This is a genomic window from Cellvibrionales bacterium, assembly GCA_016713115.1.
Taxonomy (GTDB): Bacteria; Pseudomonadota; Gammaproteobacteria; order Pseudomonadales; family UBA7239; genus UBA7239.
On record JADJPU010000001.1, the window covers coordinates 837227 to 863377 of the forward strand.

Here is a 26151-nt window from a genome sequence, read left to right on the forward strand (position 1 = left end):
GGGTGTCCATGTAAAAGCTAGGCAAAACGCTGTTGATGGGGCATATTGAAGACGACTTCTAACACACCGACTTTTCCCATGAAAGTTCTTGATCGCACAGGCGAGCAGTACAAGATCATCAAGCACGAACGACGCTATGCCGACAACTTGACGATCGTCGGTGTAGAGCCGTACCTAAAATGTGGCTTTCGCTGTTTTTATTGCATCACGGATAGCCAAGGCCAAACACAGCCTATTGAGCCTGATCTGGAGAAGTTTCAGCAACGATTCTTAGCCGAATTGCAGGATTTCCCTGATGACCGTTTTTTATTCGGCGTCAGCCTAGCAACGGATTCCTACAACGATATTGAAGAAAAGTGGGGCTACACCCGATGGGTTATTGACGAACTCACCCGTCGCGATCGCCGCATTTCAATCACGACAAAAAGCCCGCTGATTACACGCGATATCGATCTTTTCAAACGCATGTCACCTGAGCGCTGCAAAATTATCCTCTCTTTTACTGCATCGACAACCGAGCTTGCTAATAAAGTAGAGCCGCAAGCCCCCTCTCCTGAATTAAGAATGAAAGCACTGCACCAACTCCACGCAGCGGGCATCAATGCTTGCGTGCTAATGGCTCCTTGGATTCCAGGCATTACCGACACCGACCGCCTGCTATCCCTATTCCCCAAAGGCATCAAAGTTTTTTTTCAGCCCATCGAACTCGGAGATGATTTTGAAGAAGTGTTGGATCAACAACGCCCACATTTCAGCGCATCATTATTTATGGGTAAGCAATGGACACAGAATGAAATTAACCGCGCTTATATTCAAGAGTGCAACACAGTCGGAAAAAAATACTGGAAAGATTTTGATATGGAGTGGCGACACCCAATCACACTCGCCACACATCAAGATAATTCCGGCTATCTAAAACGCATGCGTCCTGGTCGCTTCGACCCCGATCAATGGGTGGCGGAACACCCAGTCACGCCGCGCATCCCCACCACATCTTTATAACAATCAATCCGCAAACTCCTGCCCCATTTTTACGGCATCGCCCGCTTTTACTTCCCATTCCAAATCGCTGGATTTACGAAATAAAACGATTGCCGTAGATCCCAATTTAAAGCGCCCCATTTCTTCGCCTTTCTTAAGGTGGACGGGGGCAGGTGCGTTTACAAAATCTTGCGTTTCGATTTTGCGCAAGCGCGGCGCGACCTGCCCTGCCCACACCGTTTCGATGCCAGCCACAATCATGGCGCCAACCAACACCACGGCCATTTCGCCGTACTCGGTATCAAAAATCGCCACCAACCTTTCGTTGCGCGCAAACAAATTCGGCACATTTTCTGCAGTGGTGGTGTTGACGGAAAACAAATCGCCGGGGATATAAATACTGCGCAGCAAACGCCCCGCCACCGGCATGTGCACACGGTGATAATCGCGCGGCGAGAGATAGACTGTGGCGAACAAACCGCCGTCAAACAAAGCCGCCAATTGCTCATCGCCGCCCAACAATTCCTGCACAGTAAAGCTGTGTCCTTTCGCTTGAAAAATACGACCGTGCTCAATGATTCCCGCTTGGCTGACTTGTCCGTCTGCCGGGCAGCAAACATCGTCATCACAAATTTGGCGCGCACCATCAGCCAGTGCACGCGTAAAAAATTGATTGAAGCTGCGGTAGCGCTTGTAATCCGGCTCCGCTGCTTCATTCATATTTACGCCAAACTGACGAATGAATTTTTCTATCAAAAAATTCTTCAACCATGGCGTTTCATTTTCTGCCAGCCACCCAACGGCACGCGACAACAGATGTTGCGGCAACAAGTATTGCAACACCACAAACACTTTATTGGAAAAACTGGCATCTTCAGAAAACTGAAACAAAGACATTAGGGATTTTCTCCTGTATGAATAGGCATGTTTTCACTATTACCCCACTCGGACCACGAGCCGGCGTAAGCAGCAATGCGCGGATAGCCCAAGCTTTTTGCTGCCACATAGGCCAGTGCAGAGCGGCGATGAGTTTGGCAGTGCATGACAATATTTTTGTCTGGCGTGATGCCTTTGCTTTGCAGAAAATCGGCAAGGTCTTTACGCAAACGACTACCATTCCCCGCATCAAGAACATCTTTACCCTCGCAGTGTATCGCGCCTGGAATATGTCCACCGCGCGCCGACACCATCTTCGCGCCCGTATATTCATCGTGTGAGCGCGCATCCCACACCAAAAAATCGGCATCAAATTGATGCGTGAGAATATCCTGTGCAGTTGCTAAATAGCGCGCATCCACCGTGAGCGCACGCAATGTCGCAGGCAGCGGAATATTTTCCTGCAATTCCAGAGAAAAACCTTCTGCCAGCCACGCGGTTTTTCCGCCATTGAGAAACGAAGCTTGTGTGTGACCAATCACATCCAGCGTCCAGATCAAACGCCCTGCGCTGACGCCATCGCCTTCGTCATAACACACCACTTGCTTGTCTGGTGTTAAGCCAATACTGGCAAACACTGTCGATAATTTTTCAACCGTCGGCAACAAACCTACTGCCGGTTTTTCTCCACCCATCAACAGCGCCACATCCAGATGCACAGCACCGGCGATATGACCTTCGCGGTATTTCTCTGCACTGCATAAATCCACCAGCAGCAGAGACTTATCTGCCAAGTGTTTTTGCAGCTCTTCCGCTTCAACAATAAACGGTAGCGACATATCCTTCAGCCTCCCCAATGTAGCCATCCCAAATGGCTACCTGTCAAAATCAGCACGCCAAACACGATGCGGTACCAAGCAAAGACCGTAAAAGTATGCTGCTGGATAAAGCGCAACAAACCGTGCACAGCGAGCAGCGCAAAAACAAAAGAGCTAACAAAGCCAACCACGAATATCCCTGTATCGTCCACGGTCAACAGCGCTCGATTTTTTAAAACCTCGTACAGCGTTGCCAAAAACATTACAGGAATCGCCAGAAAAAAAGAAAACTCCGTCGCGGCTTGGCGCGACAACCCAAAAAACAAGCCGCCGATAATAGTTGCTCCCGATCGCGACATCCCCGGCATCAAAGACAACGCCTGTGCGGCCCCTATTTTCAGCGCATCGCGCCATGACATTTCTTCAACCGACTGCACGCGCACAATGTGTTTGCGTTTCTCCACCCACAAAATCAAAACACCACCTACTAGCAACGCACAAGCCACCGCCTGCGCGTTAAACAAATATTGTTTGATTACCTCGATAAACAACACGCCCAAAACAGCCGCCGGCAAAAAAGCCAATACAAGGTTAACTGCAAACTTTTGCGATGATGTCGAGCGCCAAGCGCGCACCACCGACAACAAGCGTTCACGATACACCCAACACACCGCCAGAATCGCACCAAGTTGAATCACAATTTCAAAGACTGCACGCCGATCGTGATCAAGAAAATGCAGCGCTTCGCCGGCAAGAATTAAATGACCGGTGCTGGAGACGGGTAAGAATTCCGTCAGCCCTTCCACCAAACCCATTACGACTGCTTTTATCAGCAACAATAAATCCACAACTTTCCCTTACATTTCATTCAGACAACATTGCACAGTGTGCTGCGCGATCATCAATTCTTCATTCGTAGGAATGACCCATGCCGAAGCGCGACTCTGTACTTTACTGATACACAAGGCGTGTTCCGCATTGGCCGCTGCATTTATCTCCACGCCCAACCACGCACACGCGGCGCAAATTTTTTCACGAATAATTGCAGAGTGTTCACCAATGCCAGCCGTAAATACCAGCGCGTCCAAGCCGCCCAGCGCCGCCGCCAGCGAACCAATTTCACGCGCCACGCGGTACACGAACAAATCCACTGCAAATTGCGCAGCGGGCAAATCGGATTCCAACAACTCACGCATATCGCTAGACACACCCGACACACCGAGAAAGCCCGATTTCTTGTACAACAAATCGGCCAGCTCTTTCGCTGACAGTTTCAATTCATCTAGCAAATACAGCACCACGCCCGGATCCAAACTGCCGCAGCGCGAACTCATCGGCACGCCGTCCAGCGCGGAAAAACCCATGGTGGTAGCGACACTTTTTCCCGCCTGCAGCGCACATAAACTCACGCCGTTGCCCATGTGCAGCACGATCACTTTTTTTTCGGCGATCTCTGGTGCAAGCTGCGGCAACACTGAAGCAATGTATTCGTAAGACAGACCGTGAAAACCGTAGCGATACACGCCTTTTTCAGTGATAGCTGGCGGCAGTGCGTAGGCGCGCGCCACAGCCGTTTGCGTGTGATGGAACGCGGTATCAAAACACGCCACTTGCGGCAAATTTGGCTGGCTTTCCAACAACAATTCCACCAACTTGAGATTGTGCGGTTGATGCAGCGGCGCTAAAGGGATCAAATCATCCAATTTATCCAACACCGCGTGGCTCATTTTAATGGGCGCAAAAAATTCTGCGCCACCGTGCACGATGCGATGCCCCACCGCTTTAATGGAATACTGCGCCGCATGCTCGCGCAAAAAAGCATTCAAATATGCGATGGCACCGTCGTGACCTAATGGCTCACTTTCCGACCACTGTTTTTCCGCAAGAATTTTTCCAGCGGCATCTTTGGCTTTGAACTGCGGCGTGGACTGCAAACCCTGCACCTGCCCGCCCAACAAAAAACTCAGCGACTCTACCGCGCCAGAAAAAGCAAACAGTGAAAATTTAATGCTGGAAGATCCAGCATTCAAAACCAGAATGGCATCACTCACGCGGCGTGTTCCGCCTGCAATGCTTTCCTTTTCTCTGCCACCATCAAAGTCGCTACCGCACAAGAAGCGAGACGCGAGGTGAGCGAATCCGCACGGCTGGTCAACACAATGGGCACGCGCGCGCCGAGCACAATGCCCGCCGCTTCCGCATCCGCCATAAAGGTCAAACTTTTTGCCAACATATTGCCCGCTTCTAAATCTGGCACTAACAAAATATCGGCCTTGCCCGCCACAGGCGAATGAATTTTTTTGATTTGTGCTGCTTGCAAATCAATCGCGTTATCTAAAGCCAAGGGGCCATCCAATAACGCGCCGGTGATTTGTCCGCGCTCCGCCATTTTGCACAGCGCCGCCGCTTCGATGGTGGAGGGCACATCGGGATTCACTGTTTCCATCGCCGACAAAATTGCCGCTTTCGGTTCTTTGATGCCCAGCGAATGCGCGAGATCAATCGCGTTTTGCAAAATATGCATTTTGTCTTTTAGCGTGGGAAAAATATTGATCGCGCCGTCGGTGACGATAATCGGATGATCCAAACTCGGCACATCCATCACAAAAGCGTGACTCACGCGGCGATCGGTGCGCAAACCTTTTTCTTTATCCACCACCGCGCTCATCAATTCATCAGTGTGCAGACTGCCCTTCATCAACATTTGCGCCTTGCCTGCGCGCACCAAACTCACTGCACACTCGGCAGAGGCATGGCTGTGCGGCGCGTCGATCAACTCAAACGCACTGATATCCAACTGCGCCGCTTGCGCTGCTGCTGTAATTTTGGCGCGCGGACCCACCAAAAATGGAGCAATCAGTCCCAGCTTGGCTGCCTCCACCACGCTTTGCAGCGAGACTTCATCACAGGGATGCGCCACCGCTGTGGCCAGCGGTTCCAAACGCTGGCACAGGCGAATCAGTTGTTGATATTTTTCTCGTTGCCCACTCATGACTTGCGCTCAAAAAAACGGTTCGTCATTGTACGGCAGTTGCCCGCCGGTTTTGTTCAAACCGGCAGTGCGACCAAAGGATTGCCATACATCGGATCGTCTTTTTGCGAAGCCAGTGCTTTTGTAAATCCACACCCAAGGCTTTCGCCACGCCCGCCGCGTAAGCAGGGTCCGCAGCATGGCAGTTGCGGATGTGGCGAAACTTCACGAACTCCGCTGCATCACCCATGCCGCGTGCGGTGTTGCCAAACAACACTTCTTTTTGTGCGGCGCTCATCAACTGAAACAGTTTGCGCGGCTGCTCAAAATAATTGCTGTCGTCATTATGGAAACTCCAGTGCTGCGCATCGCCGTTAATTTTTAAGGGCGGCTCGGCAAACTCGGCTTGCGCCTGCCACTGACCAAAACTGTTCGGCTCGTAGTGCAGCGTGCCGCCGTAGTTGCCATCGGCACGCCCAGTACCATCGCGATGATTGCTATGCACGGGGCAACGCGCAGCATTCACCGGAATCTGTTGGTGATTCACGCCTAAGCGGTAGCGCTGTGCATCGGCATAATTAAACAAACGCGCCTGCAACATGCGATCGGGGCTCACACCAATTCCCGGCACTAAATTGCTCGGCGCGAAAGCGCTCTGCTCCACATCGGCAAAAAAGTTTTCTGGATTTTTATTCAGTTCAAACTCACCCACTTCGATCAGCGGGTAATCACCGTGCGGCCAAACTTTTGTTAAATCGAAGGGGTGATAAGGCACTTTTTCCGCATCCTGTTCTGGCATCACCTGCACGAACATTGTCCACTTTGGAAAATTACCGCGCGCAATCGCCTCATACAAATCGCGTTGATGACTTTCACGGTCTTTGCCGATCATGGCTTCGGATTCCGCATCGTTCAGGTTTTTGATGCCCTGCTGCGTTTTAAAATGAAATTTCACCCAGAACCGTTCGTTTTTTGCATTCCAGAAACTGTAAGTGTGTGAACCAAAACCGTGCATGTGACGATAGCTAGCGGGAATGCCGCGATCACTCATCACAATCGTAATTTGATGTAGGGCTTCCGGCAGCAGCGTCCAGTAATCCCAGTTGTGGGTGGCGCTGCGCAGATTGGTTTTCGGGTCGCGCTTCACTGCTTTGTTCAAATCGGGAAACTGGCGCGGATCGCGAATAAAAAATACGGGCGTGTTGTTACCCACCATGTCCCAATTGCCTTCTTCGGTATAAAACTTGAGTGCAAAACCACGAATATCGCGCTCGGCATCGGCCGCGCCGCGCTCGCCAGCCACCGTGGTAAAGCGAGCAAACATTTCCGTTTTTTTGCCAATTTTTTCAAACAATTTGGCGCGCGTGTATTTTGTGATGTCTTTGGTCACCGTAAAGGTGCCAAACGCACCTGAGCCTTTGGCGTGCATGCGGCGCTCAGGTATCACTTCGCGCACAAAATTGGCGAGTTTTTCGTTCAACCACACATCTTGCGCCAGCAGTGGACCGCGCGCACCGGCGTTGAGGCTGTCGCGATTATTCGGCACCGGCGCGCCAAAATTAGTAGTGAGATGGGTAACGGGGCATTTTTTACTGTCGTCATTTTTCATGGCTTTTCCCTTCCTATGCTGTGATGAGTGACTGCTGTGGCAGAGTGAACCCAAATCCATTGTTTGTAAAAGTTATTTTTCTGATGATGACGATAGATGTTTTGATGTTGTGATTTCGTGAAGCATCCCCATATACTGGGAACACTCTTCAAGCAGAAGAATTGGGGCCGATTTGGATTCGACGCCGGTTACAAAGCTTCGGGGGCATGCCGAGATGGCAACCAATCTCGTAAATCAAAGTTGCAAACTATTAGTTGCCAACGACGACAACTACGCTCTAGCTGCTTAATCGCAGCTAGCGGTTGCTAGCAAGGTGTCTGTACCGCGCTACTGACTGTCATATAGAACAGAATCGTGGAGCGGTGCGCCTGGCGCCAATCCCCTAAAACTTACAGGCTCGCTGTTCACGTCCTGCCCGCCGGGCTGTGAGCAGTTAAATCAATCGACGGAACTAAGCATGTAGATCTCGCAGTAGCGGACTGACGGACAGGGGTTCAACTCCCCTCGGCTCCACCAATTCACCTAAAACCCAGCGTAAATGCTGGGTTTTTTGTTTATTACTGCCCATATATGCCTGCCGGAATTGGGGGCATCTATCACCATCAGGGGGCATAAATGGAGGCACATGACATGAGCTCACCTAGTGAGCCCAGACTGTGTGACGATGAGCTGGAACACAGGCAGAGGCGTTTGCTATGGCGCATCGTAAATTGAACAAGCCAGAATCTGGCATTTGCCGTGAACCGCCTGCGTGGCTGGAAGGCTGCAGCAATATTCTCGGCTTGATGCACAAGAAAGCACTAGAGCGAGAAGCCAGCGAAGCCAACCGAGAAAAATTGGTTGCTGCAGGTTTTCTGTTGCCGCGAGAACCAATACCACCGCCCAAGCCGCGAGAACGAATCTCCTTCGCTGAGTGGGCCAACCGGCAGCGCGACTGAAACAAGGATTCTGGCTGCGCACCACAAGCAGCTAAGGCTCATTTGCGAAGCTCCGCGCGTAGGCCCAAGCGATAAAAGATGGATCTCGTGCAGCTGCCGTGCAAAGCTTCGCAGCGACAGGACGAATTCCGACACGGCCAAGATCTAAGCGATCCGCATCCCAACAGGTCTGTACGGTGACATCACCTTCAAGCCGCCCAGTGCTGTGACCCTCGCAGGCATAGACCAACAAACTCAGCTCCGTTTCATCGAGATAAAGAAAAGTATCGTTGATCTTCGTTGCAAGCTCTGCAGCGCGGAAGCCGTGATCTGGGTCGCTGTAGTCGTCCTGTCGGCAGCTATCGTGCAAGAAGGCAAAGGCCTCGACCACCCGCAGGTTCGCGCCCGTGCTAGCGGCAAGCCTGAGGCCGTTGTGCCGAACCCGAGCCCAATGTGGTGCACCGTGAACGCCACGCCAGTCAAGGGCGAAGTGCATTTTGAGAAATCGTAATAGCTCAGGGCGATTCATGATGTCTAGTAATGTCAGTGTAGATTGACAGGATATCGAGCAAAATCATTGCCATCGCGAGTCAACAACTGCATTAATTTAGGATGAACAAATAGTTTTTCTTTGCCGGCGCTCATTTCAGTCAGCACGCCAATGGCAACCAATTCTTTCAAATAACGCGAAGCGGATTGCCGCTGAACAATGTCGCGCTCAACCAAATTACCAATGCGGCAGTACGGTTGCTCGAAAATAATATCCACCAACTCACGACTGTAAATTTTAGGCAATTTTTCGCGCACATATTCACTGGTATGGTCAGCTAGTGCGCGAATAGCTGCAATTTTATTGACTGTCCAACGCGCGGTTTCTGCTACCGCTTTCAGCATATAGAGCAACCACGGCTCCCAAGCAGCTTGACTGGTGACTTCTAGCAACAAACGGTAGTAATCCGTTTTATTGCCAATGATGTAGCGACTCAGGTAAAGAATCGGCAACGAGAGCAGTTCTTCTTGAATCAGAAACAGAATATTGAGTATGCGCCCTGTGCGACCATTGCCATCACTGAAGGGGTGGATAGCCTCAAACTGATAATGGCCGACCGCCATACGCACCAGCGGATCAAGGTCGCGCTCGTTGTGTAAAAATCGTTCCCAGTTGGCGAGTAAATCCCTCAGTGCCGCCTCTCCTTCGGGCGGGGTATAAATGACGCGGCCATCTTTGTCGTTCGCTAACGCCGTACCGGGTATTTTGCGAATATCAATATCGCTCGCTTTGATCGTACGGCACACCTCGACGGCTGTCGCTGTACAGAGCGGGCGGTGGCGTAACGACTGATAACCGTTGTACAGCGCCGTTCTGTACCTAAGCGCTTCTTTGGTACTGGCATCTGCGTGCTGGTCGGCTTGAGCAAACTGAAACAGGTGATCCGTCGTGGTCACAATGTTTTCAATTTCAGAGCTGTCCTGCGCTTCCAACAGGGGGATGATGTTAATCAACATTGTTTGATTGGGAATCAGTTCGGCAGCTTGCTTCAACTCTGCCAATGCCGTCCTTGCTATAACACACTGTTTTAAAACGATTTTTGTCTCCAGCTCGCCTATGGGTGGCAGCGGAGGCAAGTTATTCCAAGGTTGATCGGGCTTCCATGCGAGCGCCGGTGTCATGTTTAAATTGTTTTCTTTTATCTACATATCCTAAGCTTATTTAGATGATATCGACATGTCAACGAGATGTGTCGATAAAAACTAAAAACATCGACACAAAATACCATCTCTCACTCCCCGTAATACTGTCGCTTCAACGCATCAACCCGCAGGCCGTATTGCTCACGACTCATGCGGCGGGCGCGGTACTCAACCTTCAGTGCACGCACGCGCTGGTCGTAATCGCTTTCCAGCCGGTTGACGACGGCGCGATACTGTTCTCGGCTGATGCGTCGGTCGCGGTAGGCGCGCTTGGCCGCCGCAATATTGCTAGGCATGGGCGCAGACCGCGGCTTGGCTGGTTTTGCCGCCGGTTTAGCGGCTGGTTTGGCCACTGTTGTTTCCGGTTCTTTTTCCGGCGTTTCTTGCGCTGCTTTTTCAGCAGGCTGTGGTTCTGGAGTGGCGGCTGCTGTTGTGGTTGCTGCTGGAGTGGTGGCTGCTGGCGGTTGTTCAGCGGGAGTCGGTGTGGCGGGCGCAGGCACCGCTGCGGGAACCGCTGGCGCACTGACGGCCACAGCAGCAGGCGCTGGGCGCAACCACCACCAAGCACCCGTCCCCAACATCACGGCCGCGAGCACAGCAGCGCCGGCAAACAACGCCGTGCGGGTAGCGGCAGGAGTATCGTTACTGCCCAAGTGCATGCCGCCGTAAGGGAACAGCAATTCGCTGCCGCTTTCAGCGGGATGCGCGTTTTGTGGCACCAAACGGTGCGTGGCAAAGCGCGGAATGTTGTACAGCTTCACCGGCTGTTCCATGCCCTTCAGCGCAAATTGCCCCACCTCGGCCGCCGGCACTTCGGCTTTGTTCATCGCCATGTACACGGCTTCACTGAGGTAGATTTCGTCGGCCGGTGCCACACCCTCAATACGCGAGGCAATGTTCACCGGCTCGCCAAAAATATCGTTGCGCGTAACGCGCACTTCGCCGAGGTTCGCCGCTACGCGGATGTGAATCGGATCGCTGCCCGGCGCCTGCAAATTGCGTTGATGCATTGCATCCTGCATCGCCATGCTGCACAACATGGCGTCGGTGGGCGAGCGGAAAGTAAGCAACATGGCATCGCCGATGCTTTTGATTTTTTTGCCGCGAAAGTGGTGCACGATAGGCACCAAGGTTTCATTGAACGACTTGAGCAAATCCGCATTTTCCGTGCGCGAATGGCGGCTGGTTGCTGCGGTGTAGCCGACAATATCGACAAACAGAACGGTGAGGTTTTCAGTGTGTAATTTCATCCGGTCAGCATAAACGCCACACTGCGTGCTGCCAACAGCCCATACCCTGCTGCATCGCACCGCTGCTGGTCGTTATCGGCACGCGGCGTTCTAGAGTTCCGCCGCGTCAGACTCAGCTTTCGCACGCCGCAATGCAGCACGCATCAGCTCTGGCAAATCTTTGTCTTTGCGAATTTCTGGGAAGCGTTGACGGTTCATGTACAGAATCGAGAAGTGCATCCACAGCAAATTGGTGGCGGCGACAAAAAACATCAGCATGAAGCAGCTGGTCCAGATACCCACCCAATCGTTCATCACACCAAAGGCAATCGGCAACACAAAACCACCTAAGCTGCCGATCATACTCACCACACCACCCACGGCACCGACATGCTTGGGGTAATACTCGGGGATGTGTTTGAACACCGCCGCCATGCCGAGCGACATGGTCATACCCATCACGGCGAGCACGGCGGCACGCACGCCCATAGGCGGCACGATGCTGAACGGGATAGGGCCGTTGATGCCTTCCACCACATAATGCGTGTTGGGGTAGGACAAAAAGAACAGACCCACCGCGCAAGTAGAAAACGAGATATACATCATGCGACGCGCGCCGTAACGGTCGGACAAATAACCGCCCACGGAGCGAAACAAGGTGGCGGGAATCAGGAAGCTCGCCGCCAACAAACCAGCGGTGCGAATGTCCACCTCATACACCCCAATATAAAAACGCGGCAGCCACGATGCCAAGGCAACAAAACCACCGAACACCAAGAAGTAGTACACGGAAAAGCTCCACACCTGAAAACTGCGCAGTGGTTCCAAATGCCCCGCCCAGTTCGTGTGCGCTGTTTTTTTGGGTGATGGCTCCGGCTGCGTACACAGATAAAACAGCACCGCCGAAGCCAACATCACCTTGGCGTACACGCCAACCACCGATTGCCAGTCCATCGATGCCAGCAACCAAGGTGCAGCCAAACTGGTGACCGCCGTGCCGACATTGCCCATGCCGAACAAGCCCAGCGCTGTGCCCTGCTTCTCCGGTGGAAACCACGCCGAGACATACACCACGCCCACGGCAAATGCACCGCCTGCCAAGCCCAACCCCAGACCGAGCAACAACAACACGGCGTAGGATTTCGCCACAGGCAGCACGAAAGCGAACCCTGCTACCACCAGCATCAATACCGCCATCACGCGGCGGGCGCCGTAGATTTCAGCCACGATACCCAAGGGCAAACGGCTGAGTGAGCCGGTCAGAATTGGCACGGCTACCAGCAGACCGTACTGCGTGTTAGTCAGTGCAAGCTCACCTTGTAGCTTTAATCCCACAATGGCAAAAATCACCCAAGTAGCAACACACACTGTCAGGGCGTAAATGGCGAGCCACAGGGCGCGCTGGCGCTGCGCGGGCGAAATCGGCGTTGCATCAAGCATCGTAGTGTTCCCATCCTCGTACGCCGTAGCGTGTTTGCAATTCGCTCAAATAGTGCTGGATTTCCATTTGCTGCCCTTGCAGTTCCAAGTATTCGGCAATCTGTGGCTGCGCCATTTCAAAAGACAAAGACTCGCCCCTGCTCACCGCGTTCACCTGCACGATGTGATAACCCCAGCGCGATTCCAAGGGAAAAGAGGCCAAACCTTCCGACAAACGAAATAACTGGCGATCAAACTCCGGTGTGGTCTGCCCGCGCTGCAAGCTGCCCAAATCACCGCCCTGTTCTTTTGACGGGCACGCGGAGTAACGCAATGCAAAATCCGTAAAGCGCTCTGGATGCTGCTGCAATTCCGCAAGCAACTGCTCGGCTTGCGTGCGGGCGCGGATACGATTTTCGGCATCGTCTGGCGCGGCACTTAACAGAATGTGATGAACGCGCATTTGATCCGGCATGCGAAAGCGTTCGCGGTTCTGCTCGAAATAACGCAAGCAATCATCCTGCGTAGGCGCTTGCGCTTTTATTTCACGCTCCAGCAACACACGAATACACGCCTCTTCTTGCGATTCGTTTTCTTGCAAAACAGTGTCTACCGCAAGATTTAAGCGTTCACATTCCAAGCGCAGTAACTCGCGCACTAGCAAAGCACGCGCCGCTTCCGTGCGCGACTGTTCCGGCTTTGTTGCTGGATGAAACTGCATTTCGCGCGCAACATCCGCCTCGCTGATAGCTGTTTCACCCACAAACAACAAACACGGTGCAGGTTGACCAAAACTGCGTTTTTCTTCTTGCAGCGCTTCTTCAATTTGCACAGCGTCAATGCGCTGCGATGATGAGGACATAGTGTTCATCTCACACGCGCGGCGGTTGATTAACAATAGATGCCTGACGACGACGCACCACTTGATAAGGCCGCCACAAATAGCCGACAGGAATACTCCACACATGCACCAAACGCGTGAAGGGCGCGACTAAAAATAGCGTCATACCCAACACAATGTGTGCTTTGTAAATCCAATGCACACCTAAAATATAATCGGCTGCACCCCAGCGCAATGTGACAATGTGTTGCGCCCATTCCGCCATCAACAACATTTCACTGCCATCCAAATGTTGCGCAGAAATAAAAATACTGGATAAGCCCAGCAGTAACTGAGCAAGCAGCAAGAGCAACACCAGCGTATCGGCAAAAGAACCCGTTGCACGAATGCGCGGATTGGTTAAACGCCGCCATAACAAAATGCACAGACCAACCAAACACATCGCACCAAACACGCCGCCGACCACCATCGCCAATAATTGTTTATGCGGCGTAGAAATCACATGCTCATACACCGCATGCGGCGTAAGCAATCCCACTAAATGCCCGCCTAACACCATCAACACACCGATATGAAATAAATTACTGCCCAGGCGCATACCTTTGTCCGACAACATCTGGCTGGAGCCAGTGCGCCAGGTGTACATGGCTTTGTCATAGCGCACCCAACTGCCGATAAAAAAAACGGCCATAGTGATATAGGGATAAATCTGAAAAGCAAATTGGTTCCATGCGTTCACGGTTGCACCTGCTGCGCGTTGGTGAATCGGAGAGGTTTTATTTCGTCAGCACGATGCGTCTGTGTACTGCTGTCGCACGCGGGCGTGTCAACACCGAAGCGCACCACTTCTTCTTCCCACAGACGATCCATCACTTCCGGCGTGTCGTCGCGCACTTCTTGCTGCACTTGTTGCCGCAAAGCTGAAAGATTCACACGACCTTCGGCCATCTCCACTAACAGTGTTAGCAACAAGGCATACGGACTCTCGCGCTCCGCTGCACGCGCTGCCAGTAACGCAATGATGCGCTGCAAGTTTTGCAACCAATCTTTTACTTCTGCTATTGGGCGATGGCTGAGATATTCCAACACCAAGGGCAAATAATCGGGCAGTTCGCGTGTTGCCAATTCAAAACCATTCTTGCGGTAGGCTTCCAGCAAATTGACCATCGCCTGTCCGCGATCGCGCGATTCACCGTGTATGTGTTCAAACAACAACAAACTCATGGCGCGCCCGCGATCGAACAAAGACAACCAATTGTCCTGCGCATCCAACGCGTCCTGCGTCAATAAATCACGCACAAATTGCGTCAAGGCTTTTTGCCGCGCGGTAGGCAAACCGGCATCGTCAACGGCTAGCAACAATTCTTCACCGTGTTGCCACAATTCGTCTTGCGGATAATCCAACAACACACCGATCAGCTTTAACACACTCATGGCGCCGCCTCCTGTGACGCAGGGCGATACTCTTGCACCACAAAGCCGGTGGTTTTGCGCTGACCAAATAAATCTGCCGCGCTATCGCCGTGACAACCATTGCCGAAAGAAAAACCGCAGCCGCCACGCTCACCAAACGCATCGTTGGCGTATTCGCGATGCCCCGTTGGAATCACAAAACGGTCTTCGTAATTAGCAATCGCCAAATAGCGGTACATATCTTCTGCTTGGGCGGCGGTTAAACCCACTTGCTGCAACGCCGCATGGTCTTCCACACCGTCCACATTCAATGCACGCCGCCAAGCGCGCATCGCCAAAATACGCTCCAATGCGCGCACCACCGGCGCTTCATCACCCGCTGTTAATAAATTCGCTAAATAGCGCACAGGTATGCGCAGCGAATGCACATCCGGCAATTTGCCGTTCATGGCGATTTGCCCGTTTTCTGCGGCGGCTTGAATCGGTGATAGCGGCGGCACATACCACACCATCGGCAGCGTGCGGTATTCAGGATGCAGCGGCAGCGCCAATTTCCAATCAATCGCCATTTTATAAACCGGCGATATTTTTGCCGCCTCTAACCAGCTTTCAGGAACACCTTCTGCACGCGCAGCGGCTTGCACTTGCGGGCCATGCGGATCGAGAAAAATATCCAAATGCGCTTGATACAAATCTTTTTCTGCCGGCACGGCTGCCGCCTGCTCAATGCGATCGGCGTCATACAGCATCACACCTAAATAGCGTATGCGCCCCACGCAAGTTTCCGAACACACGGTCGGCTCGCCCATTTCAATACGCGGATAGCAGAAAATACATTTTTCAGATTTGCCACTCTTCCAGTTGTAATAAATTTTTTTGTACGGGCAAGCCGACACACACATACGCCAACCGCGACATTTGTCTTGGTCGATCAACACAATGCCGTCTTCTTCGCGTTTGTAAATCGCACCCGATGGGCAGGCTGACACGCAGGCAGGGTTGAGGCAGTGCTCACACAAGCGCGGCAAATACATCATGAAAGTTTTTTCAAACTGTCCATAAATATCTTTTTGCACATTGTCAAAGTTTTTATCTTGGCTGCGCTTGGCGAACTCTCCACCAAGAATCTCTTCCCAGTTTGGTCCCCACTCAATTTTTTGCATACGCTCGCCACTAATCAGTGAGCGCGGACGCGCGGTAGGTTGATGCGCGCTGTCTGGCGCGGTATGTAAATGCTGATAATCAAAAGTGAACGGTTCGTAGTAGTCGTCTATCTGCGGCAAATCAGGATTGGCAAAAATCTTGGACAACAAACGCCAGCGTCCACCCGTGCGCGGCATCAGTTTGCCTTTGGCTGTACGCACCCATCCGCCATTCCATTTGTCTTGGTTTTCCCATTCTTTTGGATAACCAATCCCTGGTTTGGTTTCCACATTGTTAAACCACGCGTATTCCACGCCTTCACGGCTAGTCCACACATTTTTGCAAGTAACAGAGCAGGTGTGGCAGCCGATACATTTATCGAGATTCAACACCATGGCAATTTGTGCGCGCACTTTCATTGAGCTGCCTCCTGTTGTGTTGTCTCCTGTTCCAACCAATCCACCTTGCTCATTTTGCGCACGATGACAAATTCATCACGGTTGGTACCGCAAGTGCCGTAGTAATTAAAGCCGTAAGACAGTTGCGCGTAACCGCCAATCATGTGCGTCGGCTTTTGCACGATGCGCGTCACTGAATTGTGTATGCCGCCGCGCGTGCCGGTGATTTCGGAACCTGGCGTATTCAGAATGCGCTCCTGTGCGTGATACATCATCGCCATGCCTGGCATCACACGCTGACTCACCACCGCACGCGCAGCAATCGCGCCGTTGACATTAAATAATTCAATCCAATCGTTATCTTCGATATTCGCACTGCGCGCATCATCTTCGCTGAGCCACACAATCGGCCCACCGCGCGACAGCGTTTGCATCAACAAATTATCGCTGTAGGTGCTGTGTATGCCCCATTTTTGGTGTGGCGTAATCCAATTCAACACCATTTCTTTATTGCCGTTGCCGCGCTTATTGAGCAGCGGCGCAATGGTTTTGGTATCCACGGGTGGGCGGTACTGCATAAAGCCTTCGCCAAAAGCAATCATCCACGCGTGATCTTGATAAAACTGCTGCCTGCCGGTGAGTGTGCGCCACGGAATCAATTCGTGCACATTGGTGTAACAGGCGTTGTAGCTGACATGTTCATCTTCCAAACCAGACCAAATCGGCGAAGAAATAATTTTGCGCGGCTGCGCTTGAATATCGCGAAAGCGAATCGCTTCATGCGCTTTACCTACCGCCAAATGCGTGTGATCGCGGCCAGTAAATTCACCCAAAGATTCCCACGCTTTCACCGCCACATGGCCATTGGTTTCCGGCGCGAGATGCAAAATGACTTCTGCCGCGTCAATCGCACTGTTAATAGCGGGACGACCGCAACTCACACCTTCATCCAACACACGATGATTGAGTTCGCCTAAAAATTTCACCTCATCCTGCGTATTCCAGCTCATGCCTTTGCCGCCATTGCCTTGTTTGTCTAACAACGGCCCAAGCGCGGTAAATTTTTTATACAGATTGGGATAATCGCGCTCAACGGTCACGATAGTCGGCATAGTTTTTCCCGGTATCGGTTCGCACTCGCCTTTTTTCCAATCGCTAACACCAAATGGCATAGCCAATTCATTGGGCGTGTCGTGCAATATCGGCACTAATACCACATCCTTTTCTACACCCAACACACCGTCCGCCATTTCGCTGACAGTTTTTGCGACACCTTTGAAAATATCCCAATCACTGCGCGACTCCCACGCAGGGTCCACCGCTTTTGACAGTGGATGAATAAATGGGTGCATGTCTGAGGTATTGAGATCGTCTTTTTCATACCAAGTAGCTGTCGGCAACACGATGTCGGAATACAAGGCCGTGGTGCACATGCGGAAATCCAGCGTCACCAATAAATCCAATTTTCCTTCTGGTGCTTCATCGCGCCAGCGCACTTCTTCCGGCTTCACCGCGCCACGCTCACCCAAATCTTTGCCCTGCAAACCGTGACGCGTGCCGAGCAAATGGCGCAGCATGTATTCGTGCCCTTTGCCAGATGAACCGAGCAAATTAGAGCGCCAAATAAACATGGCGCGCGGAAAGTTTTCCGGCGCGTCTGGGTCCGAAAACGCAAAATCTAACTCACCTGTTTTCATCTGCTGCACAACAAAATCAGCTGGCGATACGCCAGCCTTTTCTGCCGCTTGCGCAATATGCAGTGGATTGCGATTCAACTGTGGCGCACTCGGCAACCAACCCATGCGAATCGCTTGTAAATTCAAATCCGCCTGACTACCACTAAATTTTCTGGCATCGGCGAGTGGCGACAACATTTCTTCAACCGCTAATTTTTCGTAACGCCACTGATCGGAATTGAAATAGAAAAACGAAGTGCCATTCATTTGGCGCGGCGGTTTGCTCCAATCCAAACCAAACGCCAAGGGCAGCCAACCGGTTTGCGGGCGCAATTTCTCCTGCCCAACATAGTGCGACCAACCGCCACCGGTTTGCCCTACACAGCCACACATCACCAGCATATTGATTAAGCCGCGATAGTTCATGTCGTTGTGGAACCAATGGTTCATGCCAGCGCCAACAATAATCATGCTACGCCCGCGTGTTTTGGCGGCGGTTTCTGCAAACTCACGCGCAACGCCAATCACAGCCGCGCGTGGCACACCGGTGATTTTTTCCTGCCACGCCGGCGTGCCCGGCACATCTTCGTCATAATTTTTGGCAACATTTCCGCCGCCAAAACCGCGATCTACGCCGTATTGTGCGAGCAGCAAATCGTAAACTGTTGCCACTGCCCAAGTTTTTCCATCGGCCAGCGTGAGCTGTTTAACGGGAATATTGCGTTCCAAAATGTCAGGAAATTTTGCTGCCGTAAAATGTGCGTGTTCAACGCCGCCAAAATACGGATAGCTGACCGCCGCCACGCCATCGTTAAAATCTTGCAGCGATAAACGCAGTTTCGTTTCTATCCCTGCGCTGTTTTTTTCTTCAATATTCCATTTGCCTTTTTCGCCCCAACGAAATCCAATAGCACCGCGCGGCACCGTGAGCTGATCGCTGCGTTCATCAAACGCTAAAGTTTTCCACTCAGGATTATTACTTTCATCCAAACCGGATAAATCACTGGCGCGTAAAAAACGCTCTGGCACCAAACGCCCATCGGCGCGCTGCTCCAAACGCACCAAGAGCGGCATATCCGTGTACTGGCGACAGTAATCGGAAAAATAATCCACCGTTTTGTCGACATGAAACTCTTTCAAAATCACATGACCAAACGCAAACGCGAGCGCTGCATCCGTGCCCTGCTTGGGGTGCAGCCAGTGATCGGTGAGCTTGGCAACTTCAGAATAATCGGGCGTAATCGCCACTGTTTTTGTGCCGTTGTAACGCGCTTCGGTAAAAAAATGTGCGTCGGGTGTGCGCGTCTGCGGCACATTAGAACCCCACGCGATGATGTAGCGACTGTTGTACCAATCGGCAGATTCCGGCACATCGGTTTGCTCTCCCCACACCTGTGGGCTGGAAGGCGGCAGATCGCAATACCAGTCGTAAAACGATAAACACGCGCCGCCCAATAATGATAAATAGCGCGCACCGGCGGCATAAGACACCATCGACATCGCGGGAATAGGAGAAAAACCAATAACGCGATCCGGTCCATATTTTTTTACAGTATACAAATTGGAGGCGGCAATCATTTCGTTCGCCTCCTCCCACTGCACCCGCGCAAAACCACCCATGCCGCGTTTGCTTTTGTAGGATTTAGCGCGCTCTGCGTCTTCAACAATACTCGCCCACGCCTCCACAGGGCTCAGCGTTTTGCGCGCCTCGCGCCACAAGCGCAACAGCACGCCGCGTACTAAGGGGTATTTCAAACGGTTGGCACTGTACAAATACCACGAGTAGCTCGCCCCGCGCGGGCAGCCGCGCGGCTCGTGATTGGGGAGGTCGGGGCGGGTGCGAGGGTAGTCGGTCTGCTGCGTTTCCCAAGTCACCAGACCGTTCTTCACATAAATCTTCCAACTGCACGAGCCAGTGCAATTCACGCCGTGCGTTGAGCGCACGACCTTGTCGTACTGCCAGCGCGCGCGATAGCTGTCTTCCCAATCGCGGTTCTCCGTGCGTGCCTCACCATGCCCATTGGCAAAAGGTTCTGAGACACGGCGAAAAAATTGCAAGCGGTCGAGAAAGTAACTCATATCGTTCTCCTTTATACCGAAGACACTACCACACTCATTGCATCAAGCATTGAGTCTAGACAAGTTTTTTGCAACTTAAACTACAATGCGCGCCCCCTGTTGGAGGTATCCGCATGGAATCTTTACTCGTGTCCACCGGCGTGGTCGCCCTCGCTGAAATCGGCGACAAAACCCAGTTGCTCGCCTTCCTACTCGCTGCGCGTTTCAAAAAGCCGCTGCCCATCATTCTCGGCATTCTGCTGGCCACTCTGGTCAACCACGGATTGGCCGGTGCGCTGGGCGCGTGGATCACCACCAATGTCAGCCCGGAAGTGCTGCGCTGGGTGTTGGGCTTGTCTTTTATCGGCATGGCAGTCTGGACGCTGATTCCCGACAAAATTGAAGAAGAAGAATCGCTGATAGCGCAAAAACTCGGCGTGTTCGGCGCCACCTTGGTGACTTTTTTTCTGGCGGAAATGGGCGACAAAACGCAGGTCGCCACTATCGCCATGGCCGCGCACTACGCCGCACCGCTGCTGGTGGTGATAGGCACCACGCTGGGCATGTTGATTGCCGATGTGCCAGCGGTGTTTGTCGGCGACAAGTTGGCCAACAAAATCCCGATGAAGCTGGTGCACTCCATCGCCGCTGGCGTGTTTGCCGTGCTGGGCGTGATGACCTTGCTAGGCGCAGGAACCGGCTTCGGTTTTTAAATCGCCATTTAAGGCAGGCTCACCCAGTGAGCCTTTCTGCTTGTACCATGGCTCTACTCTGCGCCACATTGAGCCATCGCCATGAATGAAGACATAGCCATTGCTTTATCGTTATTCGGCACGATCGTGACATGGGCGCTAGCGTGGCTCGTGGTTGTAGATCACTGCAACAAACAAGGAGGAAACCTCTTTGTTTCTCATCTATTAGGGATATTCATTGGCAGCGGCGCAGCGTTTGGCGCGTTTTGTGTAACCGGCGCGTTATTTCTCCCTAACGACAGCGCCAACACCGCAATAGGCATAGGCATTGTGGGTGCCGCCATTCTCTCGGTGTATTGGCTCGCCTTTCTTTTTTCTAAACGCACTGTCGTTCGTCAGCAACAAAATAAAACCGTTGACTACGAAGCTATGCGCCAAAAAAACGATGCCGCACAACGGCAAAAAGCGGAAAGTCGTGCCGAACAAGAGAAAATATTGCGCATGCCAATGGAGGACTTTTACTCTATGCGCTTAGTAGATCACATGGCATTTTGGTGTGTCATGCTATTTCTTACGGTGTGGGTCTGCTTAATACTCATTATGCTGTCAACAGGAACAAACGACAGTCTTGCGTTAACTATCGGCAGCACACTGTGGATGCTGCTGATTTTTTATATTTTCGGAATCACGCGCCTGCATGTAATCCCTGTTGCAATATCAGTGCTTTTGGCTACCGCGAGCACCTTATTAGAAATTTGGTGGCGACTTCGCGATAAAGTCCCTTATGCACCACCGCCGCAACTACCCATAGATAAAACGACATCTACGGATTACATGCCTTCACCACCGCCACCAAAAATCGCACGCAAGAAAGAAGCCAATTGGATGTTCCCATTTGCTATGGGGCTCTGGCTAGGGCATATGTGGGGCGATGACGATTGATACAACAGGGATGCAGGTTCTAAAAAACTCATAGCTTCCGTAAGATAGCTGCTCTGTTTTCTGCTGGTTGTGTTTTTATGACGACTCCCCCCAAACCTCTTGTACTCTTGATACTCGACGGCTTCGGCTACCGCGAGGAGACCAAAGACAACGCCATTGCCGCTGCGCACACGCCAGTGTGGGATCAGCTGTGGTGCGACAACCCGCGCAGCTTGGTGTCCGGCTCCGGTTTAGATGTGGGCTTGCCCGAAGGGCAGTTCGGCAACAGCGAAGTCGGCCACATGACACTGGGCGCAGGGCGCGTGGTGTGGCAGCAGTTGACGCGCATCGACAAAGACATCGCCGACGGCACCTTCTTTGAAAACCCTGCCTATTGCGCAGCCATCGATAAAGCCATCGCCAATAACAAAGCCGTACACATCTGGGGCTTGCTCTCCGATGGCGGCGTACACAGCCACGAAAATCACATCCTCGCCGCCCTGCAACTCGCTGTGCAGCGCGGTGCCGAGCAGGTTTATTTGCACGCGTTTTTAGATGGGCGCGACACACCGCCGCGCAGTGCAGAAGATTCACTGCGCATCACACAAGACACGCTGGAGGCACTCGGCACCGGCCGCATCGCCACACTGTGCGGTCGCTATTACGCGATGGATCGCGATAAACGCTGGGATCGCGTCGAAAAAGCTTACAACTTACTCACTGATGGTCGCGCCGAGTTTCACGCCGCCACCGCTCTTGAAGGTTTGCACGACGCTTACGCGCGCGATGAAAACGACGAATTTGTAAAACCCACCGTGATCGGCGCACCCGTGCAATTACACGATGGCGACGCGGTGTTGTTTATGAATTTCCGCGCCGATCGCGCACGGCAAATCACGCGCGCCTTTACCAATCCTGCGTTTGACGGTTTTGTGCGCGCACGCACTCCAACACTCGGCACCTTTGTGATGACCAGTGAATACGCCGACGATATTCCTGCGCTGTGCGCCTATCCACCATCCACTCTGAAAAACTCATTGGGCGAATATTTAGCCAGTTTAGGCAAAACGCAATTGCGCATTGCGGAAACCGAAAAATACGCGCATGTCACTTTCTTTTTCAGCGGCGGGCGCGAAGCCTTGTACGAAGGCGAAACACGCATTCTTGTCGATTCACCCAAGGTTGCCACTTACGATTTGCAGCCGGAGATGAGCGCGTTTGAAGTCACTGATAAATTGGTGGAGGCGATAAGCAGCCAACAGTTCGATGTGATTATTTGCAATTACGCCAACGGCGATATGGTGGGGCACACCGGCATTTTCAGCGCCGCAGTAAAAGCGGTGGAGGCTCTAGATATTTGTGTAGGCCGTGTGCGCGACGCGGTATTGGCAGCCGGTGGTGAATGTTTGATCACCGCCGATCACGGCAATTGCGAACAAATGCAGGATTACGAAGCGCAGCAAGTACACACACAGCACACTTGTGAACAAGTTCCGTTTTTGTATATCGGTCAGCGCACAGTCACTATCAATGATGGTGGTACACTGGCTGATGTTGCCCCAAGCATGCTGGCGCTGCTGAACTTGCCGCAACCGGCAGAAATGCAAGGGCGCAACCTCATCACCATTCACAACAAATAAAACTTTTTATCACTACGCACGGAGAGGCACACATGAAAATTCATCAATCGCTATTGGCTGCTATCCTCATCGGCACATTGGCTGGCAGTGCTTTTGCTAACGACGCAGCACCGGCAGCACCTGCCGAAGCCGCCACCGCGCAAGCACCCGCTGCCGAACCAGCAACAACAGAAAATCTTGAACAAAAAATTGCCGAGATGCAGCAATCCATCGACAAATTAAAAGCGGATATTCAAACCATCCAGACCACACGCAATGAATTGCAGGCCAAGCTGGACCAGTCCGACAAAGATGTTGCGGCGCAAATGAAAAAAATCGAAGAGATCAACACCAAAATCGCAGAGAAACAAAAAGCTGCTAACGCACAAGCGGCAGAAAAAAAGCAGTAAGCAGTTCAATCGCCGATCAGCGGGAACAGATCGGCCAGCAATTGCGCGCTCTGTACACAGCAGGCGCGCAGTCGCAACTGCGCTTGCTGCTGGAACAGGACGACGCCAGCACCCTCACCCGCAACTTCCAATACAATAATTACTTGGTTGCTGCTCGCCAGCAAAAAATGCAGGCGTATCTCGATGCTATTCAACGCATCGTTGTCATAGAAAAAGAACTCGCTAACAGCATTCAAGAACTGCAAGTGCTGCAACAAACTCTCATCACTGAAAATACGCAACTGCAAGCCGAACGCGATGCCAGAAAAACCTTAATTACCAACGCCGAACAAGACCTAAAAAACAAGGACGGCGAATTGGAAAAGCTCAACCAAGATCGCGCCGCATTACAAACATTAATCGCACGCATCGAACAGCAACGCGCCCTTGCTAAAGCCAAGGAAGAACAGCGTTTGCGCGAGGAGCAGAAAAATATACAGCAACAGGAAGAGAAAACTTTCGCAACAAAAACCGCAACCGAACCATCGACAGATGATGCATCATCCACCTATAGCGCTGCCGATCTCGAACGCCTGCGCCAGCAATCTTTTACACAACGCAAAGGAAAAATGCTGTGGCCGACGCAGGGAAAACTGCTGCATCAATTTGGCGATAATCGCCAAGGCAGCGTGACTTGGGATGGTTTACGCATTCAAGCGGATAACGGAACGCCCGTGCACGCCATTCACGGCGGGCGCGTGATGTACGCCGACACTTTACGCGGCCAAGGCTTGTTAATCGTGCTGGATCACGGCGATGGTTATATGAGTTTGTACGCACACAATGATGCTCTGTTGCGTGAAGCCGGCGAATGGGTGCAACCAGGCGATATCATTGCACGCGCCGGCAACAGCGGCGGCGAAAAAGAATCCGCCTTGTATTTTGAAATTCGCAAAAACGGCAATCCGATCAACCCTCTACCTTGGCTGAAAAAATAAAATGCTCCCTGACACTTTGCACACCGCTGAAGAAACGCGCGCACTGGATGCGACGCTCATTGCTAACGGCATCAGCAGCATCGTGCTAATGAAAAAAGCCGCGCGCGCAGCATTGGAAACACTCTTAGCACACTGGCCCAATCCTGCGTGCATCACCATTTTTTGCGGCAGCGGCAACAACGGTGGCGACGGTTATTTGCTCGCAGCCCTCGCGCAAGAAAAAAATATTTCTGCACACATTATTGCGGTCGGCGCGGCTGAAAAATTTACGCCAGATACTTTACAAGCGCACGCCTACGCCACGCAAAACGGCGTGACGATTTCACCGTGGCAGAACACTATGGATTTACCCAGCAAAGGCATCGTGGTTGATGCTCTACTCGGCACCGGCAGCTACGGCGCACCACGCCACGCTTACGCCGCCGCGATTGATGCTATCAACCACAGCGGCCTGCCAGTGCTGGCGCTGGACTTGCCCTCTGGCATCGACGCCGACACCGGCTGTGCCGAAGGCGTGGCGGTGGCCGCGGATGTCACCATCACTTTTGTCGCACTGAAACGCGGTTTATTGACCGCCGACGCACCAGATTTCACCGGCCTCATTGAATACGCTGGTTTGGGTGCGGAGGAGCTAGACGCGCCCGACGATCACGACTGCGAGCGACTGGAACTCAGCACCTTGCTAGACGCACTGCCGCCGCGCCAACGCACGGCACACAAAGGTCTGTTCGGGCATGTGATGGTGATAGGCGGTGACAGCGGCATGGGCGGCGCGGTGCTCTTGGCCACTGAAGCGGCTGCGCGCTGCGGCGCGGGCTTAGTTAGCGCCGCCACGCGACCTGAACATGTGCCGGCTGTGTTGGCACGCCGACCGGAGATCATGGCGAATGGTGTGAACTCTGGGCAGGCTCTGGAACCGCTGCTCGCCAAACCCACGGTGCTGGTTGTCGGTCCTGGCTTGGGGCGCAGCGCGTGGTCCGAGCAGATGTTGCAGCAGGCCACCTTGAGTGAGCTGCCACTGGTGCTGGATGCCGACGCACTCAACATGCTGGCCGAGGGGCGCGTGGTGCGCGAACCCCATCGCAGCGATTGGGTGCTGACCCCACACCCCGCCGAGGCCGCGCGCCTGCTGGGTATCAGCACCGCCGATGTACAGCGCGACCGTTTTGCGGCCGTGCGCGCCCTGCAACAACGCTATGGCGGCACTGTCGTGTTGAAAGGCGCGGGCAGCTTGGTGTGCGGAGCGAGCGGCATGATTGGAGTTTGCAGCAGCGGCAACCCCGGCATGGCCTCCGGCGGCATGGGGGATGTGCTAGCCGGCATCATCGGCAGCTTGCTCGCGCAAGACATAGCGCCTGAAATCGCCGCGCAATTGGGTGTTTGCCTGCACGCTGAAGCGGCGGATGCTGCCGCCGAAGAACAGGGCGAGCGCGGCTTGTTGGCGAGCGATCTCAGTGCGCAGTTGCAGGGTTTGGTGAATCCCTGAATGCC

The 26151-nt window shown here is 52.8% G+C and carries 23 protein-coding genes and 1 other RNA gene; 10 read left to right on the forward strand and 14 right to left on the reverse strand.

The window, feature by feature from the left end; genetic code table 11:
- Positions 1-78: 78 nt before the first annotated feature.
- Complete coding sequence (locus IPK30_04085; GenBank protein MBK8102470.1) at positions 79-1002, forward strand: hypothetical protein; 924 nt, start codon at positions 79-81, stop codon at positions 1000-1002.
- Between the two features lie 3 nt (positions 1003-1005).
- On the opposite strand, the gene psd is transcribed toward IPK30_04085, so the two are convergent.
- Genes psd through IPK30_04115 form a run of 6 tightly spaced genes read right to left on the reverse strand, consistent with a single transcriptional unit; the run spans position 1006 to position 7255 of the window.
- A complete protein-coding gene (psd, locus tag IPK30_04090) occupies positions 1006-1878 on the reverse strand; it encodes a phosphatidylserine decarboxylase (protein ID MBK8102471.1) in 873 nt (290 codons plus the stop codon).
- A complete protein-coding gene (locus IPK30_04095) occupies positions 1878-2696 on the reverse strand; it encodes a sulfurtransferase (GenBank protein ID MBK8102472.1) in 819 nt (272 codons plus the stop codon). Before IPK30_04095 ends, psd begins: the two co-directional genes overlap by 1 nt.
- Positions 2697-2701: 5 nt before the next feature.
- Entirely contained in the window at positions 2702-3523 is an 822-nt protein-coding gene (locus IPK30_04100; GenBank protein ID MBK8102473.1) for an undecaprenyl-diphosphate phosphatase, read from the reverse strand.
- A gap of 9 nt (positions 3524-3532) precedes the next feature.
- Positions 3533-4726, reverse strand: a complete 1194-nt coding sequence (locus IPK30_04105) for an acetate/propionate family kinase (protein MBK8102474.1) — start codon at positions 4724-4726, stop codon at positions 3533-3535.
- Positions 4723-5667, reverse strand: a complete 945-nt coding sequence (locus tag IPK30_04110; GenBank protein MBK8102475.1) for a phosphate acetyltransferase — start codon at positions 5665-5667, stop codon at positions 4723-4725. Before IPK30_04110 ends, IPK30_04105 begins: the two co-directional genes overlap by 4 nt.
- 25 nt (positions 5668-5692) lie before the next feature.
- Complete coding sequence (locus tag IPK30_04115) at positions 5693-7255, reverse strand: catalase (GenBank protein MBK8102476.1); 1563 nt, start codon at positions 7253-7255, stop codon at positions 5693-5695.
- A gap of 163 nt (positions 7256-7418) precedes the next feature.
- Here IPK30_04115 and ssrA point away from each other — a divergent pair.
- The 3 genes from ssrA (at position 7419) to IPK30_04130 (ending at position 8683) form a co-directional block, all read left to right on the forward strand.
- Positions 7419-7771: a transfer-messenger RNA gene (ssrA, locus tag IPK30_04120) on the forward strand.
- Between the two features lie 179 nt (positions 7772-7950).
- On the forward strand, positions 7951-8193 hold the full coding sequence (locus tag IPK30_04125) for a hypothetical protein (protein ID MBK8102477.1): 243 nt from the start codon (positions 7951-7953) through the stop codon (positions 8191-8193).
- Between the two features lie 205 nt (positions 8194-8398).
- Complete coding sequence (locus tag IPK30_04130; protein ID MBK8102478.1) at positions 8399-8683, forward strand: hypothetical protein; 285 nt, start codon at positions 8399-8401, stop codon at positions 8681-8683.
- A gap of 32 nt (positions 8684-8715) precedes the next feature.
- On the opposite strand, the gene IPK30_04135 is transcribed toward IPK30_04130, so the two are convergent.
- The 8 genes from IPK30_04135 to IPK30_04170 all read right to left on the reverse strand — a co-directional run bounded on the left by IPK30_04135 (position 8716) and on the right by IPK30_04170 (position 20062).
- Complete coding sequence (locus IPK30_04135) at positions 8716-9843, reverse strand: Fic family protein (GenBank protein ID MBK8102479.1); 1128 nt, start codon at positions 9841-9843, stop codon at positions 8716-8718.
- A gap of 110 nt (positions 9844-9953) precedes the next feature.
- Positions 9954-11114, reverse strand: a complete 1161-nt coding sequence (locus IPK30_04140) for a hypothetical protein (protein MBK8102480.1) — start codon at positions 11112-11114, stop codon at positions 9954-9956.
- A gap of 90 nt (positions 11115-11204) precedes the next feature.
- A complete protein-coding gene (locus tag IPK30_04145) occupies positions 11205-12533 on the reverse strand; it encodes a NarK/NasA family nitrate transporter (protein MBK8102481.1) in 1329 nt (442 codons plus the stop codon).
- Positions 12526-13383, reverse strand: coding sequence for a peptidyl-prolyl cis-trans isomerase (locus IPK30_04150; protein MBK8102482.1), 858 nt, complete (start codon positions 13381-13383; stop codon positions 12526-12528). The genes IPK30_04145 and IPK30_04150 overlap by 8 nt, the downstream gene beginning before the upstream one ends.
- 1 nt (position 13384) lies before the next feature.
- Positions 13385-14092 carry a respiratory nitrate reductase subunit gamma gene (narI, locus tag IPK30_04155; protein MBK8102483.1) on the reverse strand — a complete coding sequence of 236 codons (708 nt, stop codon included), beginning with the start codon at positions 14090-14092 and terminating at the stop codon, positions 13385-13387.
- Positions 14089-14787: a nitrate reductase molybdenum cofactor assembly chaperone gene (gene narJ, locus IPK30_04160; protein ID MBK8102484.1), complete on the reverse strand. Its 699-nt coding sequence runs from the start codon at positions 14785-14787 to the stop codon at positions 14089-14091. Before narJ ends, narI begins: the two co-directional genes overlap by 4 nt.
- A complete protein-coding gene (gene narH / locus IPK30_04165; GenBank protein ID MBK8102485.1) occupies positions 14784-16328 on the reverse strand; it encodes a nitrate reductase subunit beta in 1545 nt (514 codons plus the stop codon). Before narH ends, narJ begins: the two co-directional genes overlap by 4 nt.
- Positions 16325-20062, reverse strand: a complete 3738-nt coding sequence (locus IPK30_04170; GenBank protein ID MBK8102486.1) for a nitrate reductase subunit alpha — start codon at positions 20060-20062, stop codon at positions 16325-16327. The genes narH and IPK30_04170 overlap by 4 nt, the downstream gene beginning before the upstream one ends.
- Before the next feature lie 113 nt (positions 20063-20175).
- On the opposite strand from IPK30_04170, the gene IPK30_04175 reads away from it, so the two are divergent.
- From IPK30_04175 to IPK30_04200, 6 genes are all read left to right on the forward strand, one after another.
- Positions 20176-20754: a TMEM165/GDT1 family protein gene (locus IPK30_04175; protein MBK8102487.1), complete on the forward strand. Its 579-nt coding sequence runs from the start codon at positions 20176-20178 to the stop codon at positions 20752-20754.
- Between the two features lie 81 nt (positions 20755-20835).
- A complete protein-coding gene (locus IPK30_04180; GenBank protein ID MBK8102488.1) occupies positions 20836-21675 on the forward strand; it encodes a hypothetical protein in 840 nt (279 codons plus the stop codon).
- A gap of 77 nt (positions 21676-21752) precedes the next feature.
- Complete coding sequence (locus IPK30_04185; GenBank protein MBK8102489.1) at positions 21753-23294, forward strand: 2,3-bisphosphoglycerate-independent phosphoglycerate mutase; 1542 nt, start codon at positions 21753-21755, stop codon at positions 23292-23294.
- 32 nt (positions 23295-23326) lie between these two features.
- Positions 23327-23683: a hypothetical protein gene (locus tag IPK30_04190; GenBank protein ID MBK8102490.1), complete on the forward strand. Its 357-nt coding sequence runs from the start codon at positions 23327-23329 to the stop codon at positions 23681-23683.
- Positions 23684-23724: 41 nt separating this feature from the next.
- On the forward strand, positions 23725-24660 hold the full coding sequence (locus IPK30_04195) for a peptidoglycan DD-metalloendopeptidase family protein (GenBank protein ID MBK8102491.1): 936 nt from the start codon (positions 23725-23727) through the stop codon (positions 24658-24660).
- A gap of 1 nt (position 24661) precedes the next feature.
- The gene (locus IPK30_04200) at positions 24662-26146 is read left to right on the forward strand and encodes an NAD(P)H-hydrate dehydratase (protein MBK8102492.1); all 1485 of its coding nucleotides are present in this window, start codon (positions 24662-24664) and stop codon (positions 26144-26146) included.
- Positions 26147-26151: the final 5 nt, after the last annotated feature.